This is a genomic window from Roseomonas chloroacetimidivorans, assembly GCF_049629625.1.
GTDB classification, from domain to species: Bacteria; Pseudomonadota; Alphaproteobacteria; order Acetobacterales; family Acetobacteraceae; genus Roseomonas; species Roseomonas chloroacetimidivorans.
On sequence record NZ_JBNBZS010000022.1, the window covers coordinates 1 to 15686 of the forward strand.

At 66.2% G+C, this 15686-nt stretch carries 14 protein-coding genes and 2 rRNA genes; 10 read left to right on the forward strand and 6 right to left on the reverse strand.

Translation table 11 applies throughout. The annotated features are described in order from the left end of the window. Together ACO1BU_RS17430 and rrf are read left to right on the forward strand one after the other, a co-directional pair. Nucleotides 1-184: ribosomal RNA gene (locus ACO1BU_RS17430) — 23S ribosomal RNA — on the forward strand; the annotation flags it as partial. 112 nt (nucleotides 185-296) lie between these two features. Next, nucleotides 297-411, forward strand: a 5S ribosomal RNA gene (gene rrf / locus ACO1BU_RS17435). 226 nt (nucleotides 412-637) lie between these two features. Here rrf and ACO1BU_RS17440 read toward each other — a convergent pair. Beyond that, the gene (locus ACO1BU_RS17440) at nucleotides 638-2149 is read right to left on the reverse strand and encodes a 4-hydroxyphenylacetate 3-hydroxylase family protein (protein WP_424137243.1); all 1512 of its coding nucleotides are present in this window, start codon (nucleotides 2147-2149) and stop codon (nucleotides 638-640) included. Between the two features lie 33 nt (nucleotides 2150-2182). Continuing rightward, entirely contained in the window at nucleotides 2183-2668 is a 486-nt protein-coding gene (locus ACO1BU_RS17445; RefSeq protein WP_424137244.1) for a flavin reductase family protein, read from the reverse strand. A gap of 239 nt (nucleotides 2669-2907) precedes the next feature. Between ACO1BU_RS17445 and ACO1BU_RS17450 the strand changes: the two genes are divergently transcribed. Next, nucleotides 2908-3450, forward strand: coding sequence for a MarR family winged helix-turn-helix transcriptional regulator (locus ACO1BU_RS17450; protein ID WP_424137245.1), 543 nt, complete (start codon nucleotides 2908-2910; stop codon nucleotides 3448-3450). A gap of 15 nt (nucleotides 3451-3465) precedes the next feature. Here ACO1BU_RS17450 and ACO1BU_RS17455 read toward each other — a convergent pair whose 3' ends face one another. Both ACO1BU_RS17455 and ACO1BU_RS17460 read right to left on the reverse strand, forming a co-directional pair. Further along, complete coding sequence (locus ACO1BU_RS17455) at nucleotides 3466-5721, reverse strand: xanthine dehydrogenase family protein molybdopterin-binding subunit (protein ID WP_424137246.1); 2256 nt, start codon at nucleotides 5719-5721, stop codon at nucleotides 3466-3468. A gap of 20 nt (nucleotides 5722-5741) precedes the next feature. Continuing rightward, the gene (locus ACO1BU_RS17460) at nucleotides 5742-7172 is read right to left on the reverse strand and encodes a UbiD family decarboxylase (protein WP_424137247.1); all 1431 of its coding nucleotides are present in this window, start codon (nucleotides 7170-7172) and stop codon (nucleotides 5742-5744) included. 357 nt (nucleotides 7173-7529) lie between these two features. Between ACO1BU_RS17460 and ACO1BU_RS17465 the strand changes: the two genes are divergently transcribed. From ACO1BU_RS17465 to ACO1BU_RS17480, 4 genes are all read left to right on the forward strand, one after another. Beyond that, entirely contained in the window at nucleotides 7530-8555 is a 1026-nt protein-coding gene (locus ACO1BU_RS17465) for a TRAP transporter substrate-binding protein (protein ID WP_424137248.1), read from the forward strand. Nucleotide 8556: 1 nt separating this feature from the next. Next, nucleotides 8557-9084: a TRAP transporter small permease gene (locus tag ACO1BU_RS17470; protein ID WP_424137249.1), complete on the forward strand. Its 528-nt coding sequence runs from the start codon at nucleotides 8557-8559 to the stop codon at nucleotides 9082-9084. 40 nt (nucleotides 9085-9124) lie between these two features. Then, nucleotides 9125-10402, forward strand: coding sequence for a TRAP transporter large permease (locus ACO1BU_RS17475; RefSeq protein ID WP_424137250.1), 1278 nt, complete (start codon nucleotides 9125-9127; stop codon nucleotides 10400-10402). Nucleotides 10403-10561: 159 nt separating this feature from the next. Continuing rightward, the gene (locus ACO1BU_RS17480) at nucleotides 10562-11206 is read left to right on the forward strand and encodes a UbiX family flavin prenyltransferase (RefSeq protein ID WP_424137251.1); all 645 of its coding nucleotides are present in this window, start codon (nucleotides 10562-10564) and stop codon (nucleotides 11204-11206) included. A 2-nt stretch (nucleotides 11207-11208) separates the two neighbouring features. Here the strand turns inward: ACO1BU_RS17480 and ACO1BU_RS17485 are convergent, their stop codons facing one another. Then, nucleotides 11209-11880, reverse strand: a complete 672-nt coding sequence (locus tag ACO1BU_RS17485; protein ID WP_424137252.1) for a GntR family transcriptional regulator — start codon at nucleotides 11878-11880, stop codon at nucleotides 11209-11211. A 2-nt stretch (nucleotides 11881-11882) separates the two neighbouring features. Beyond that, a complete protein-coding gene (locus tag ACO1BU_RS17490) occupies nucleotides 11883-12566 on the reverse strand; it encodes a hypothetical protein (RefSeq protein ID WP_424137253.1) in 684 nt (227 codons plus the stop codon). Between the two features lie 118 nt (nucleotides 12567-12684). On the opposite strand from ACO1BU_RS17490, the gene ACO1BU_RS17495 reads away from it, so the two are divergent. From ACO1BU_RS17495 to ACO1BU_RS17505, 3 genes are read left to right on the forward strand one after another with little or no spacing between them, the layout of a single operon-like run. Next, nucleotides 12685-13266 carry an amino acid synthesis family protein gene (locus ACO1BU_RS17495; protein ID WP_424137254.1) on the forward strand — a complete coding sequence of 194 codons (582 nt, stop codon included), beginning with the start codon at nucleotides 12685-12687 and terminating at the stop codon, nucleotides 13264-13266. A 1-nt stretch (nucleotide 13267) separates the two neighbouring features. Then, nucleotides 13268-14464, forward strand: a complete 1197-nt coding sequence (locus ACO1BU_RS17500; protein WP_424137255.1) for an amidohydrolase family protein — start codon at nucleotides 13268-13270, stop codon at nucleotides 14462-14464. After that, nucleotides 14461-15666: an FAD-dependent oxidoreductase gene (locus ACO1BU_RS17505; protein ID WP_424137256.1), complete on the forward strand. Its 1206-nt coding sequence runs from the start codon at nucleotides 14461-14463 to the stop codon at nucleotides 15664-15666. The genes ACO1BU_RS17500 and ACO1BU_RS17505 overlap by 4 nt, the downstream gene beginning before the upstream one ends. The last annotated feature ends 20 nt before the right edge of the window (nucleotides 15667-15686 follow it).

Consider the following 15686-nt stretch of genomic DNA (forward strand, 5'->3'; position numbering starts at 1 on the left):
CCAGTCGCATCGCCGGGTAGCCAAGTGCGGAACGGATAACCGCTGAAGGCATCTAAGCGGGAAACCAGCCTCAAAACCAGGTCTCCCCAAGGGCCGTGCAAGACCAGCACGTCGATAGGCCGCAAGTGGAAGCTCGGTAACGAGCGCAGCTGAGCGGTCCTAATCGCCCGATCGATTTACATCACACCACCTCACAGGCGTCCCCAAAGGGACACCGCACACAGCATCAAACCGCGTGACAGATCCTCTCAGCAACAACTGACCAATTCCGGACCATACAGGATCCGGCCCGGTGACCTGGTGCTTACAGCGAGGCTGCCACACCCGATCCCATCCCGAACTCGGCCGTGAAACTCCTCAGCGCCTATGGTACTGCGTCTTAAGACGCGGGAGAGTCGGTCGGCGCCAGGTCACCAGACCGGATCCTGTCAACAAACACCAACCGCAAAACATAAAAGCCCATCAGCCCCACAAAAGGCCGATGGGCTTTCTGCGTCAGAGGACATGGTGCGCCTGTTCCGCCGTCGGTTCATCGCTGCCGGATTGCGGACAAGCACTACCACCGGGGCGTCCCGGCACAGGCACCTCAGTTCCCGGCGGCACCTTCTACGAAGACCGCCGGGCGAGGGTTACCGGGCTAGCTGGTGCCGACCGGCGGAAGGTTAAGGGCGGAGTCCACCAGCGCAGTGGCGCGTCCGAAGTCGTAGTTGCGGAAGACGTTCATCTTCACGAGGAAGGACGCGCCGCCGTAGAACTTCTCATATTGCTGGTGGCGGTTGCCGAACTCGGAGCCAATAAAGTCCCAGGCGAGCTTCATCAGTGCCACCTTGTCCCGCGCCGAGTGACTGGGCGTCGATAGGTAGCGCTCCAGATCAGCCGCAACCTCGGGGTTGGCGAAGTCCCTTTCCGAGGAGGGAAGCGTGATCATCCCGGCGCCGGTGATCTCGCGCACGATATCGATCATGCGTGGGTTAATCTCGGACTGCAGCGCCATCACGGAGTAGAGGGTGGTACGCGAGGGCCAGAGCACGCCGTCCTCTTCCACTTCTGCCATCACTTCCTGCGCCTGAACCATGCTGTCCACGATGGTCGCCATTGAGGCCAGCTCCCCCATTTGCACCATCACGGGCGGGTTCTTGTCGTGCCCGGTCATCTCGTTCATGCGCTTGGCCATGCCAAGCAGAAAGCGCAGCTTGGTCGCGTAGCGTGCCTGGGCCTGCAGGTTGCCGTAGAGATGCGACGGCGTCTTCCACCACTGGTCGAAGCAGATCTGCCGGTTGCGGTAAATGAAGACGTGCTCCCAAGGTACGAAGACATTGTCGAGCACGACCAGGCTATCCGTCTCGTCGAAGCGGCTGGTCAGCGGATAGTCGAATGAGTTGCTGGCCTGGGCAGCGAAGCCGCGCCGGGAGAGAAGCTTCAGCCCCGGCGCGTTCATCGGAATAGCAACGCCGATAGCCTGGGCCTCATCACCGGGCTGCAGGGGATGAATGCAGCTCAGATAGAGCCAGTCGGACAGCACGCCGCCCGTGGCGAGCTGCTGGGCGCCGGCGATGACGATGCCGCCGTCCTTCTCCTTCACCACGCCGGCATAGAGGGTCGGGTCTGACTGCTGATGGGCCGGCTTGCTGCGGTCGATCTGGGGCGGAACGATCGCGTAGCTCGCATAAAGATGGTTATCGCGAAGCTTCTCATAGAAGCGCACGACATTGTCCGCGAATTCCTGCCCGCCCGCCGCGAAGACGGAGGGCTTCGCCGCATAGCCGCAGAAGAAACCGGCCACATGGTCAGGCGTGCGGCCCATCAGGCCGAAGGTTTGCTCTGCCCAACCCTCAGCGGCCAGGCGCTTGGCGCGCAGATCCTTGTGGGTTTGCGGGATCTGGTAGGCGCGCAGCGCGGCACCGCCACCAGGCAGGGCGAAGGTCATCCGCGCCCGGTTCTCCGGTGCTGCGGCGTAGTCATAGAGCCGCGCCACGGAGCGCGCGCCCTCACGGAAGGCCGGATGGGCCGTCACATCGCGCACCAGCTCGCCATCGATGAAAACGCGCCGGCCGTCGCCAGCAATGGCGCGCAGATACTCCTCGCCGGTCCGCAGGGGGGCCACCCGGGACGCGGCCGGCGCGACTGTTTCGGCGGTGTCTGTCTGCATGAGAGGCTCCTGCACCGGTGTGTCGGCGCTACGTCAGTCGGTGGTAGGAATCAGGATTTCGCGGTAGCGCCCGCCCCAGAAGAGCAGCGGCGTGCTCCCTGATGCGGTCGTCACCTTGGCGATGCGGTGGATGAAGATGAGGTGATCGCCCCCATCCACGATGGCGTGCCGCGTGCCCTCGAAGCAGGCGAGCGCACCGCCGATCCGGGGGCAGCCGAACTCGCCGGGCTCCCAGCTTGTCTGCGCCCACTTGTCCCCATCGCGGCCTGCAAAGCGGTTAGAGATGCTGTGCTGGTCCGCCGCGAGGACATTGATCGCGCAGCGCTCCGACGCAACGAAAGCCGGAAGGCTCCGGAGATTGCGGCCCAGGCTGAACAGGCAAAGCGGCGGGTCCAGCGAGACGGAGTTGAAGGAGCTGATCGTGACGCCAACGGGCGCATCCTGCTCGCCCAGGGTAGTCATCACCGCAACACCGGTCGCGAACTGGCCGAGGGCCCTACGGAATATGGCGGGGTCCATGCCACCCTCTCCCTCTCGGCCGGGCTCCGCCCGGCAGAAAGCTACATATTGTAGTTATAGGGGCACGACAAGGCCCTTGTGAGAACCGGCGGGATGATCGTCGGAGCCGGATGGGCTAGAGAATTGGAATGACGAAGCGTTCCACCGACACGACCAAGGTCGCGCGGGCAGCCCCGCAAAGGAAACAGATAACGCCGGCACGCCAGCCAAGGACGGGGGGGTATGAGCCGCCCCCCACCGTGTCTTATGGCCATCTGCTGGTTGATGGCAGCGATATCGCCTTTCGTGGCGCGCTCTACCGGATGGTCCGCACACTCGGCACGCTCATCGATTGCCGGGAAGCCTTCGGACGCGCCATGGGGCTCACGGGCAGTCAGTTCGTCGTGATCATCGGCGTCGCTTACCAGCAGGGCACGGACGGCGTCTCAATCCGGCAGCTTGCGGATCACATTCACATAGCCTCGACCCATGTGACCACGGAAGTCGGCCGACTCATGCGCAAGGGCCTGCTCGTGAAACGGGCGAATCTCCAGGACAAGCGCAGCGTGCTTGTCTCCCTCTCGGCCAAGGGCGAGCAGGCGATTGATGCGGTGACTCCCTTCGTGCGGGAGATCAATGATCACCTGTTCCAGGGCTTTTCCCAGGCGGAGTTCGAGGCGCAGGACGCTTTCATGACGCGCTTCGCCGAGAATGGCGCCCGGGCCCTGGCGGCGATCGAGCGGGCCGAGGCCGGACGCGATGCAGCACCCGGTCGCCAGACCTCCCGCCGCAGGAAAGCGTGACCGCGGGCATATCCCTTAACCGGTCTCCGCCTCGGCCAGGGCCGCCCAGATGCGTGCCGGTGTGGCAGGCATGTCGAATCGCGTGACGCCGGCCTGCCCCAATGCATCCATCACCGCATTATAGGCGGCACAGAGGGAGCCGGTGGTTCCCGTTTCTCCGGCCCCTTTCGTGCCAAGGCGATTGGTCCTGGCGGGAAATTCGGCAAATTCCGTGACATAGGGCGGCAGGTCATCGGCCCGCGGCAGGCCGTAATCCATGAGGGATCCGGTCATCGGCTGTCCGCTCTCCGGATCATAGACAGCATTTTCCGTCAGTACCTGACCCAGGCCCTGTGCGATGCCGCCCTGTACCTGCCCATCGGCCAGGGTGCGATCCACCACGCGCCCAATATCGTCCACCGCAGCAAACCCAGTGAGCGCCACCTTTCCGGTCACAGGATCGATTTCAACCTCCGCCACGTGGCAGCCATTGGGGAAGGTCGGACCGACCTTGGCGCGCTCCAAAACACTGATGGGCCCGGCAGCGGCGACGATCTCCCGCAGCCCAAGGGAGACATCCGTCCCAGCCACTCCAATCCGGCCCCCCTGGCATGTCAGGTCCCCCGGATCGACCTCGAGCAGGCGGGCGGCGTGGCTCTTCAGCACCTCCACTAAACGCTGCGCCGCCCCCAGCGCAGCGGCGCCGCCCACGGTCATGGAACGGGAACCGACGCTGCCCATGCCCTCCGGCACGGCATCCGAATCGCCATCCGCCAGCCGGACCTGATCAAGGGGCAATTCCATCTCTGCGGCCACCAACCGCGGGAACACGGTGGCATGCCCCTGCCCGTTCGACTGCATGCCGCCCCGGATCTCGACCATCCCCTCCGGCGTGACATCCAGCCGGACGTCCTCGAAGGGCGGACCGCCCGCGACTTCCAGGTAACAGCCCACGCCGATCCCGCGCAGCCGGCCCTGGGCGCGGGAAGCCTTCCGCCTCGCGGCGAAGCCAGCGTGGTCGGCAAGCACGAGGGCACGGTCCATCACCGCCGGGAAGTCGCCACTGTCATAGGTCACGCCGTTTGGCGCCTCGTAGGGAATCTGGTCTGGCACGACCATGTTACGTCGGCGCAATTCGACCGAGTCGAGCCCGAGCCGCGCAGCGGCCCGCTCGACCAGCCGTTCCATGATCAGATTCGCCTCCGGCCGTCCCGCGCCCCGGTAGGGGGCCGTCGGCACGGTGTTGGTGTAGATGCAGCGTACCCGGACATCCACGACCGGCGTGCGATACACGCTGGCGATGCAGCGCAGGATATTCGCCGTCGCGGTCATTGTGGCGGAGGCCGACTGGTAGGCGCCGGTATTGACGACCGAGCGCACGCGCACCGCCAGGAAGCGGCCTTCCGCATCAAGGGCCAGCTCGCCCGCCAGGGTCGAATCACGCCCTTGCGTGTCGGAGAGAAAGGCCTCCGTTCGTGCCGAAACCCAGTGCACGGGCCGCTCCACCCGCGCAGTCGCGGCCAGCAGGGCCGCATACTCGGGATAGGCATGCGCCTTTGCCCCGAAGCCGCCGCCCACATCACCTGTGACGACCCGAAGGCGGGAGGCCTCCAGTCCCATCATGGCAGCCACTTGGTTGCGCATCCCCGCCGCGCCCTGGGAACCGACCTCCAGCTCATAGCGGCCCGTGGCCTGGTCGTAGCGCGCCGTCGCCGAGCGTGGCTCCATGGGACAGACCACCAGGCGCTGGCTGGTGAGCTCCTCCCGTACGACATGGGCGGCGGCGGCGAAGGCTGCCTCGGCCGCCACAGCATCGCCGGCTGCGTAGTCGATGACCGTGTTATCGGGCGCATGGGGCCAGAGCGGCGCGGCGGGTGTCTCGAGATGGCGCGTCTCGATGCTGGCGGGCAGCTCCTCCTGATCAATCAGGATCGCCTCCGCGGCGTCCTGCGCCCGGGCCCGGGTCTCAGCGACCACCAGCGCGACCGGCTCACCCACATAGCGGACGCGCCCGCGCGCCAGGGGCGGCCAGTCCGGCACCTGCATGGGCGTACCATCCGCATGCCGCTGCGGCGGCACGAGGACCTTGCCCATGCCCGGCAGATCCTCGCCCGTCAGGACGGCGAGGACGCCCGGCAAGGTGGCAGCCGCCGAGATATCCACGCTCCTGAGCTCGGCATGAGCCACAGCGGAACGGAGAAAGACCGCATGCGCGGTGCCGTCCGGTGCCGTGTCGTCGCTGTACCGGCCACCCCCGCACAGGAGGCGCGCATCCTCGATCCGCCCTGCCATCGCTTCGCGCCGTGCCCCCGCTACTTCGCCCCTAGGCGCAGCACGGCGCCCCATTTGTCCTCGATCGCATGCGCCTGCGCGACCGACAATGCCGTGGTCGGCGGAAAGCGGTCGATCCAGGAGAAAGGACGGCAGGCGTTCAGGATGATCTTGGAATGCGAGGTCACGCCCTTCGCCTTCTCGTCGGGATGGATGCGCGGATCCAGCGCCGAGCTCCAGGCTTCACGCAGGATCTCCACATTCTCCGAGGGCTCGCAGCGTGTTGCAACGGCCCAGAGGACGTCGTTCATGTCCGAGGGATCGATGTCCTCATCCACCACGATCACGATTCGCCCGAGATAGCTGTTCGCGGCTGCAATCAGCGCGGCCCGCATGGCGTGGCCACCATAGCGCTGCTTCAGCGCGATCACGGTGATCAGGGTGGAGGTGTGCTGCCAGACGCCCACGATGTCGGTGACACCGGCCGTTTCCAGATTGCTCCAGATACCGGCACCTCGGAAGGGCAGTCCGAAATGGTGACGAGGCGGCTTCATCGGCGGCGAGCCGAGCAGGATAGGATCGTCCCGGTGATAGATGCCGGTGACCTCCATCACTGGTGCCGGGCGTGTATCGGCTGCGTAGTAGCCGGTGAACTCGCCAAAGGGACCTTCGGGCAACGAGGTCTCGCTCATTGGCAGGAGCGAACCTTCGAGGATGATCTCGGCATAGGCTGGAACCGGCAGGCCGGTCTGCGGCGCCATGCAGACCTCGATTGGCGCACCCTTGATGGCGCCGGCAAAATCGTATTCCGACGCGCCTTCCGGCAGGTACTCGAAGCCGGCAACGAAGATTGCAGGATCCTCCCCGTTCACCACCACCACCGGGCAGGGCTTGCCCTGCTCCCAGTACTTGCGCGCGATGATCGCGCCGTGCCGGCCCATATGGTCAAACTGGATCGTGCACTTGTTCGGGCCATGCACCTGCACGCGGTAGATCGAGGCATTGATCCAGCCGCTGTCAGGGTCGCGCATGATGACCAGGCTGCCCGAGCCGATATAGGGCCCGCCATCCTTCTGGTGCCAGACCGGCGTCGGGAAGCGATTGAGGTCGACCTCCGTGCCGGTCATCCGGTTCGCCAGGAAGGGCGCGTCCTTCACCTCCACCGGCGGGATCATGGTCAGGCCGCGCCGCCGGTCCTTCCAGACCTTCAGCGCCTGAAGCGGCCGCAGCATCGGGTCAATTCCGAGGGCAAGCGCGGCGCGTTGCGGCGTGATGGTGGTATTGGTGAAGATACGGAACCCGGCGGGAAAGCCAGGGATGTTGTCGAAGAGCAAGGCCGGGCATTCCGGCATGCCCGCCGCCACCTCAGTGATGGCGCCAATCTCATGCTTCGGATCGGCCCCGTTCACATGGCGCACCACGCCGAGCACATCCGCCTTCTCGATGAACTCACGTAGATCCTTATAGCTCATGATATGCTTCCTAGCGGATGCGATGCGGGACTTTGGGGCATGACGGCGTGCGGGCGCGCAGGCCGGCCGGAGGCTCGGGGCGGCGCCTGGCGGTGCATTTCAACGGTCTTGGCAGACTGACGGGTTGATGCCGCCAGACGAGGCGCATTTGCACAAAAACTCACCAGAAGCGGCAGCAAGCCGGCCGAATTTGCTGCACGAGCTCACAATGGCCTCTCGCTTATGCGGTTCGATGCTGCTTGATTGTCCAACAAGAATGCGTAACCTACAAGATGTATCAATTGGCTGAGCGTGGACAGGCGATCGGCTTCCGCGCCCGGGCCGGGAATGCCTTTCAGCAGCCTTAGAGGACCGCAGATGAACCGCGAAGTGAATCTCCGCCGCCGTTCCATGCTGAGCGGCGTCGCTGCCGGCCTGGGCGTGCTCGCCGGCCCGGCCGTCCTGCGTGCCCAGACGCCCATGGTCATGAAGATCGGCACCCCGACCCTGAATGACGCGCAGCATGAGTGGATGCGCATCTTCGCACGCGAGGTGGAGATGCACAGCAACGGCCAGATCAAGCCAGAGCTCTACCCGGCCAGCCAGCTCGGCTCCGCCCCGCGCATGATTGAGGGCACGCAGTTCGGCTCCATCCAGTGCTTGGTCCTGCCGCCGGAATTCCTCAGCGGCGTCGATTCCCGCTACGAGGTGCTGGGCGCGCCCGGCCTGTTCCAGGATCTTGCCCACACCAACCGTGGGTTGCAGTCGCCCGAGTTCAACCGCGCTTTCCTGGCACTCGGTGCCAATCGCGGGCTGAAGGGCATCGGCCTCTTCGTCAATGCGATGATGAGCATGAACAGCCGCAATCCCGTGGAGAAGCTGGCCGATATCCGCGGCCAGAAGGTCCGCGTGCTCGCCTCCGCCATGCAGACGGAGCAAATTCGGCGGCTGGGCGGCACGGCCGTGCCGATGCCGCTGGGTGAGGTGATGCCCGCCCTGCAGCAGGGCACCATCGACGGCGTGCTGGGTAGCCTGCCCGTGCTGGCGGCGATGCGCTTCTATGATTCAGCCAAGCATGTTCTGCGCACCGAACACGCGTCGATCACCGTTGTCTCGGCCGTGAGCAAGCTCTGGTACGACAAGCTGCCCAAGCCGCTGCAGACTGTGATCGACAATGCCGGCCAGAAGGCCAGTGTCGATGTTTATGACTGGACCGCCAAGTTCAATGAGGACCAGGAGCGGGTCTGGAAGGCAAATGGCGGCACGGTGACCACCCTGTTGAAGACCGAGCATGACACGCTGATGGAGATGATGCGCCCGATCGGCGCCGAGGTCTCGTCCCGGCGGGCCGATGTGAAGGCCCTGTATGATCTGCTGACCCGGACCGCGACGGCGACGGCCTGAGATGGCAGGTCATACCATAGCAGCCGGCCAACAGGCTGCTGATACGGGCTGGACGGCGCTCACCATCCGGCTCGGCGATGCCATTGCCTGGCTCTGCAACCGGATCGCGGCGGTGGCGCTGGGCATCATCGTGGCCGTGAACGGCGCCAATGTCTTCGGCCGATACTTCCTTGCCTCGCCGATCAGCTGGGCCGAGGAGTTGATGGTCTATCTCATGGTGCTGATCGTCTTCGCGGGCGCCGCGACGGTCACCTGGCAAGGACGGCACATCCGGATCGAGGCCTTCGAGGCCATGCTGAACCCACGCGCGCGAAAGCTGGTGCGCTGGCTGGTGGCGATCGCGGCCGTCGCCGTGCTCGTCACCGTGGGACTGGCGAGCTTCGATATTGTCTCCATGCTGCACAGCTTCGACCAGCGGAGCGATGCGCTGGAGGTTCCGATGTGGATCCCCCAGTGCGTGGTGCTGCTGGGCCTTTTCCTGAATGCCGCGCTGATCGTGCTGCGGCAGGTCACTTCAAGCAAATCGTGATCCGGCGCCGCGCCGGCCGGCCCGGGAAAGGGGCGAACTGATGGGAACGGTGATTTTCGCGGGCGTTCCGCTCGCGCTGCTCGGCCTGGGCATGCCGATCTTCCTCGTGCTGCTGATCGCGGCGGTGGCGGGCATTCTCTACCAGGGAGGGATTCCCCTCCATGCCGTCCACACCGCCATGTTCGGGGGGCTGGACAGCTTCACCCTGCTCGCCGTGCCGTTGTTCATCCTGGCCGGCGACATCATGGCGCAGGGCGGCATCGCAAGGCGGTTGATCGAGCTGGTTCTGACCATCGTCGGCGGTGTGCGCGGCTCCCTGGCCCTGGCCACCATCGGCTCGGCGGCGGTCTTTGGTGCCATGTCCGGCTCCAGCGTCGCCTGTGTGGCCGCGATCGGCAAGCTGACTCTTCCTTCGCTGGAAAAGGCAGGCTACGGGCGCAACTTCGGCGTCAGCCTGATCACGGCCACCGGCGTGATCGATGTGATCATCCCACCTTCCATCCCCATGATCATCTACGGGATTGCAGCGCAGCAATCAGTTGCGACCCTGTTCCTGGCCGGCATCGTGCCGGGCATCATCGTCGCTTTGGCGCTCGCGGCCTATGTCATGGTGCGCGCCCAGGTGCAGATGATCCCGGTCGGTGACCCGGCCCGCTGGGTGAATATCGCCCAGGGGCTGCGCGCAGCCTTCTGGTCCCTCCTCGCGCCGGTTATCGTTCTGGGCGGCATCTATGGCGGCGTCTTCACGCCAACCGAGGCGGCTGGAGTGGCCTGCATCTATGCCGCCGTGATCTCCATCTATGTGTATCGGGAGCTGTCCTGGTCCGATATCTGGCGCATCATGCTGGAATCCGCCGCGCTTGTCGGGCAGATCATGATTATCGTGGCGGCGGGCGGGGCCTATGCCTGGCTCATCACCACCAGCGGCCTGCCCACCACCCTGGCCTCGCTGATTTCCCAGATCGCGCCAGAGCCCTGGCTTCTGCTGCTCATCATCAACATCATGCTGCTCTTCGTCGGCAGCGTATTGGAACCGCCAGCCGCCATCCTGATCCTGATGCCGCTGCTGGTGCCGATCACGGTGCAGGCCGGGATCGACCAGCTTCATTTCGGCATCGTGGTGACGGTGAACCTGGCGATCGGAATGTTCATGCCGCCCTTCGGCCTGAATCTCTTCGCATCGCACGCGCTGTTCGGCACACCGCTGCCGACGCTCTACCGGGGTGTGCTGCCCTTCCTGGCGATCTACCTCTGCGTCCTGCTTCTCCTGACCTACGTGCCGGCGATCACGCTGGTTCCCGTGTCCCTCTTCCGCTGATTCCCAATGGGCACGGCCGACCCCAGGCCGGACCTGCCCCAACCTCCCCGATACAAGCAGTAGGCGCCACGCCCGGCAGCGCGTAAACGGAACGGACAAGATCCCGGAGAGGGTTTACGAGTTGCGAAACCATCGGTTCCTGCTCGGCGACGGCACGCCATGTCCCTGACCTCCAGCCCGTCGGCATCGCCGGCCGGGTCCCCTCCCCCACGCCTCATCATCGGCATGGCCGGCGCCTCGGGCTCGATCTATGGCATCCGCCTGCTGCAGCTTCTGCGCGACACGCCGATCCAGACCCATCTGGTCATGTCCCAGGCGGCCCGGATCACCCTGGCCCATGAGACGAACATGAAAGTCTCGGAGGTGGAGGCACTGGCCGATGTCGTGCACCCCATCGGGGATATCGGCGCCGCCTGCTCCTCCGGTTCCTTCCGCACGCTGGGAATGATCGTCGCACCCTGCTCGATCAAGACGATGTCGGAGATTGCGACGGGGGTGACGGGGAACCTGCTTTCCCGCTCGGCCGATGTGGTGCTGAAGGAGCGCCGCCGCCTGGTGCTCATGCTGCGCGAGACGCCGCTGCATCTCGGCCATATCCGCACCATGGCCGCGGTGACCGAGGCCGGGGCCATCGTCTATCCGCCCGTGCCCGCCTTCTATGCCCGCCCTGCCTCCATTGAGGAGATGGTGGATCACAGCATCGGACGGGTGCTGGACCTCTTCGACATTGAACTCGGCACGGTGCGCCGCTGGACAGGCGAGCGCTCCCGCCCGCCGCTGGCCAGTCCGACCAGCGAGGCCTGATCTCAGGCCGCCTGGCCGGGTGTCGACGCGCTGGCCTGCCGGGCTGCCTCACGGGCAGCCTGGACATGAAGAACCGCGGCCTTGCGGGCCGCTTCCGGGCTGCGGTCCTGGATCCCTTTCAGGATCGCGCGCATTTCTCGCGCGCTGTGCACCGCGCGGCCCTGGCGGGACATGGAGCGGGAGCGCAGCAGGTTGATCCGCGCATGCAGCCCGCGCAGCAATTCCTCGATCACCGCATTGCCGCAGGCGGAGAGCATGGCGGCGTAGAAGCGCGCCGTGGAGACGACCCGCCCCGGCGCGTCCTCGGCGGAAACCGCCGTGTCGAATTCGGCCAGCGCCGCCCTCATCGCGACGCGCTGCTCCTCCGTGGCGTGCTGGGCTGCCAGGGCGGCGGCCTCGCCTTCCAGCAGCGCGCGCACGTCGTAGATCTGCGCCGCCTCCTCCCAGCTTAGCTCGGTAACGGAGGGGCCGCGATTCGGGGTGATGACGACCAGCCGCTCACCCTCCAGCCGCCGCAGCGCCTCCCGCACCGAGCCGCGGCTGATGCCGAGGGCGCGACAGAGATCCGTTTCGACGAGGCGCTGGCCCGGCAGGAAGTGACCGGAGACGATCGCCTCCCGCAACCGGTCCACCGCCTGGGTCTGGACGCCGAGAGGGGCGATGCGGAGATCCATGGTCAGGACGTGGCGGACCGGGCACGCTGGCGCGGGCGGATGGCCTCGAACACGCTATAGGTTCCTTTGAACCAGGGCTCTGCCGCCAGCCTTGCGCGCCAGGGCGTGGCGCGCGCCTTCTCCCGTGCCGGGGATTCGAGGGCCGAGCGGTCCGCCAGGTAATGCAGGGCAAGGCGGTTATAGGGCTGCGGCTCGCCATCCGTGATGCGGAAGCGGCGGACCATCAGCCATTCCGGGCATTCCATCAGCAGGGGCACGTGATCCTGCTCGTACCAGGCGTCGAAATCGGCGCAGCGGTCTTCTGGCACGCTGAACCAGACGGCGTAGAGCAGAGGGGCATCCAGGGCGGTCGGCGCGTCTCCATCCGCGCGCCGGCGCACGGCCATCTCCTGCCCGATATAGCGGGTGAAGCCGGACACGCTGGAGAGCATGTCACGCGTGAGGGCGCTGGGCTGGTTCTTCACCACGCCATAGGCATCGGACCTCAGCACGCCAGACGCATCCATCTCATAGACCGCCAGGAAGCCCTTCGCGCCCTCTGCCGTATCGCGATAGCGGCGCGCGGAGACGAAGCCCGGCACGGCCATACGGAGCGGGATGTGCTCCTGGTCGTACCAGTCGTGGAATTCGGCCTCGCGTCCGGGCGGGGGCGTCATCTCGGAAAACAGGATGGTCGTGCCCTGCACCAACTCTCTCCGACCGTTCGTTTGTTTGACAATCCTATGATGTGCGCCAATCATGCGCAACCACGATCGGGCCCTGAACATGGCCCTCCCGGATAGGCCCCAACTAGGATTGATGCCGATGCAGCTGGAAGTCCGCCGCTGGTTCACCCTCATCGACGAAAGGACCTTCGAGGCTGGCCAGCGGACCGATGCCCCGCTGCGCAAGGTCGCTGCCGTCGCCATCCTCGGGAATCCCTGGGCCGGCCGCTATGTCGAGGATCTCTCCGAGGGGATCGCGGCCAGCAAGGAAGTGGGGGCCTTCATGGCGAAGCTCGCGGTCGAGGCCATGGGTCCGTACAAGGCGGAGAGCTACGGCAAGGGCGGCGTGGTGGGCCTCGGCGGCGAGCTGGAGCACGCCAATGCCCTGCTCACCTCGACCTTTGCCGCACCTGTCCGGGAAGCCCTCGGCGGCGGGCTGTCCTGGGTGCCGTCCTTCACCAAGCTGGCGGCGCCCGGTTGCAAGATCGACGTCCCGCTGGCGCATAAGGACGCGCTCTATGTCCGCTCCCACTATGACGGCGTGACGATCTCCATGCCGGATGAGAGTCCGGCTGCGGATGAGGTTGCGCTGATCATCGTGCTGGCCAATCGTGGCCGCCTGAACGCCCGCGTCGGTGGGCTGAAGGCCAGCGAAATTTCCAAGCACGACGGGCTGTACTGAGATGCGGGTCGCGATCACCAACCTTGGCCGCATCGTCACCGGTGATCTGGCCACGCCCTTTGCCCAGGGCAACTCCATCCTGCTGGAGAACGGCCGGATCGCCGCGCTGGGGACGCTGAGCGCCAATCAGGTCTCGGGCGCAGATGTGGTGGTGGACGCGGCCGGCACCATCGCCATTCCCGGGCTGATCGACAGCCATGTGCACATCACCTTCGGCGACTATACGCCGCGCCAGAAGGTAGTGGGCTATCTGGAAAGCTATGTGCATGGCGGCACCACCACCGCCATCACCGCCTCCGAGGTGCATGTCCCCGGGCGGCCGAAAGACCCGGCCGGGGTGAAGGCGCTCGCGCTCGCGGCCCAGGCCTGCTTCCGTGACTACCGCCCGGGCGGCATGCGCGTGCATGCGGGCTCGGTGATCCTGGAGCCCGGCCTGACTGAGGCCGATCTGGCAGAGCTGAAGGCTGCCGGCATCTGGCTGGCCAAGGCCGGCTTCGGCGCCTTCCCCACGCCCTTCGACTACGCGCCGCTGATGAAGGCGGCGCGCGCCCTGGGCATGGTCACCACCATGCATACCGGCGGCTCCTCCATCCCCGGCTCCTCCGGCATCTGGGCGGAGCATGTGCTGGCCTCTGATCCCACCGTCTCCTTCCATGTGAATGGCGGCCCGGTGGCCATGGCGGAGGAAGGATTCGAGCGGCTGGTGAAGGAGAGCAGCGTTGCCATGCAGCTCTGCACCGCCGGCAATCTCCGCACCGCGCTGAAAACCGCGCGCCTGCTGGATGAGGCCGGGCAGCCGGAGCGCCTGCTGATCGCGACCGACACACCGACGGGCAGCGGCATCATGCCCCTGGGCATGTTCTACACCATCACCCATTTGGCCAGCCTGGGTGGCATGCCGCCGGAGCAGGCGATCGCCGCCGCCACCGGCAATAATGCCCGCGTCTATGGCCTGAATTCCGGCCTGCTGGAGGTGGGCCGCGATGCCGATGTGGTGCTGATCGATGCCTGCGCCGGTGGCTCGAAGGACGACGCGCTCTCGGCGATCACCAATGGCGATGTACCCGCTGTCTCGGCCGTCTTCACGGATGGCGTGCCGCGCTTCGTTGGCCGCAGCCGCAACACCCCTGCCGGCATGCGCCATGTCCGTGTCGCGGAATGCCGCCTGCCGATGGATTTCTCCGGGAGCGCCCATTGAGCACCGAGCCGAGCATCATCGTGGCAGGCGCGGGGCCGGTCGGCGTCGTCGCCTCCCTCGCCCTGGCCGATGCCGGGTTCCGCGTGACGCTGGTCGAGGCGGCGGGCGATATCGACCGCAACCCGCGCGCTTCCACCACCCATCCCTCCACCCTCGCGATGATCGAGCGCGTCGGCCTGCTCGACCGCTTCATCCGCGAGGGGCTGGTCGCCCGTCATTTCCAGTTCTGGGACCGGCCCGCCCGCCGCAAGGTGGCGGAATTCGACCATGCCGTCCTCGCGGAGGACACGCCCTACCCCTTCGTGGTGCAGACCGAGCAGCACAAGCTGGCGCGCATGGGGCTGGACCGGCTGGCCACGCTTCCGAACGCGACCGTCCACATGCAGGCGGGCCTTGTCGGGCTGGAGCAGGATGATTCGGGCGTCACCGCCATCCTGGCCAATGGCGAAAGGCTGCGCGCGGACTGGCTGGTCGGCGCCGATGGCGGCCGCTCCACCGTGCGAAAGCAACTCGGAATCGAGTTCGAGGGCTATACCTGGCCCGAGCGCTTCATCGTCCTCACCGTCACGGACGATTTCGAGGCGATGATCGGCTGCTGCCTGCGCAACTACTTCGCGGATCCGGATGAATGGGCCAACCTGTTCAAGGTGGCCGGGGATGGTGGCGGCCCGCGCTGGCGCGCGGTGTTCCCCACCCGCACGGATGAGCCTGACGAGGTCGCGCTGTCCGATGAGGCCGCCGAAGCACGGCTGCAGGGGCTGCATGCGAAGCCCGGCCGCTACGACCTCGTGCACCGCAACCTCTACAAGGTGCATCAGCGCGTGGCGGCGCAGTTCCGGCGGGGGCGCGTCTTCCTGGCGGGCGACGCCGCGCATGTGAACAATCCGATCGGCGGGCTGGGGCTGAATTTCGGCATCCATGATGCGATGGACTTGGCGGACACGCTGTCCGCCCATGTTTTCCAGGGGGCTGATCCCGCCCTGCTGGACGGCTACGAGCGCCGCCGCCGCACGCTGAACATCGAATTTGTGCAGCAGCAGACCATCGCGAACAAGAAGCGCCTGGAGGAGAAGGACCCGGAGAAGCGGCGCGCCAGCCTGGACGCGCTGGCGGCGACCGCGGCTAATCCGGCCAAGGCGCGCGAGTTCCTCCTGCGGACCTCCCTGATCGAGAGCACCCGCCGGGCCGCGGCCATGAGCTGACGGCCCGGACCATCTTCCCG

Excerpts from the sequence above, each read along its gene's own strand:
- ACO1BU_RS17440 (WP_424137243.1), bottom strand. The coding sequence starts at position 2,149 with ATGCAGACAGACACCGCCGAAACAGTCGCGCCGGCCGCGTCCCGGGTG.
- ACO1BU_RS17445 (WP_424137244.1), bottom strand. The coding sequence starts at position 2,668 with ATGGACCCCGCCATATTCCGTAGGGCCCTCGGCCAGTTCGCGACCGGT.
- ACO1BU_RS17455 (WP_424137246.1), bottom strand. The coding sequence starts at position 5,721 with ATGGCAGGGCGGATCGAGGATGCGCGCCTCCTGTGCGGGGGTGGCCGG.
- ACO1BU_RS17460 (WP_424137247.1), bottom strand. The coding sequence starts at position 7,172 with ATGAGCTATAAGGATCTACGTGAGTTCATCGAGAAGGCGGATGTGCTC.
- ACO1BU_RS17465 (WP_424137248.1), top strand. The coding sequence starts at position 7,530 with ATGAACCGCGAAGTGAATCTCCGCCGCCGTTCCATGCTGAGCGGCGTC.
- ACO1BU_RS17470 (WP_424137249.1), top strand. The coding sequence starts at position 8,557 with ATGGCAGGTCATACCATAGCAGCCGGCCAACAGGCTGCTGATACGGGC.
- ACO1BU_RS17475 (WP_424137250.1), top strand. The coding sequence starts at position 9,125 with ATGGGAACGGTGATTTTCGCGGGCGTTCCGCTCGCGCTGCTCGGCCTG.
- ACO1BU_RS17480 (WP_424137251.1), top strand. The coding sequence starts at position 10,562 with ATGTCCCTGACCTCCAGCCCGTCGGCATCGCCGGCCGGGTCCCCTCCC.
- ACO1BU_RS17485 (WP_424137252.1), bottom strand. The coding sequence starts at position 11,880 with ATGGATCTCCGCATCGCCCCTCTCGGCGTCCAGACCCAGGCGGTGGAC.
- ACO1BU_RS17495 (WP_424137254.1), top strand. The coding sequence starts at position 12,685 with ATGCAGCTGGAAGTCCGCCGCTGGTTCACCCTCATCGACGAAAGGACC.
- ACO1BU_RS17500 (WP_424137255.1), top strand. The coding sequence starts at position 13,268 with ATGCGGGTCGCGATCACCAACCTTGGCCGCATCGTCACCGGTGATCTG.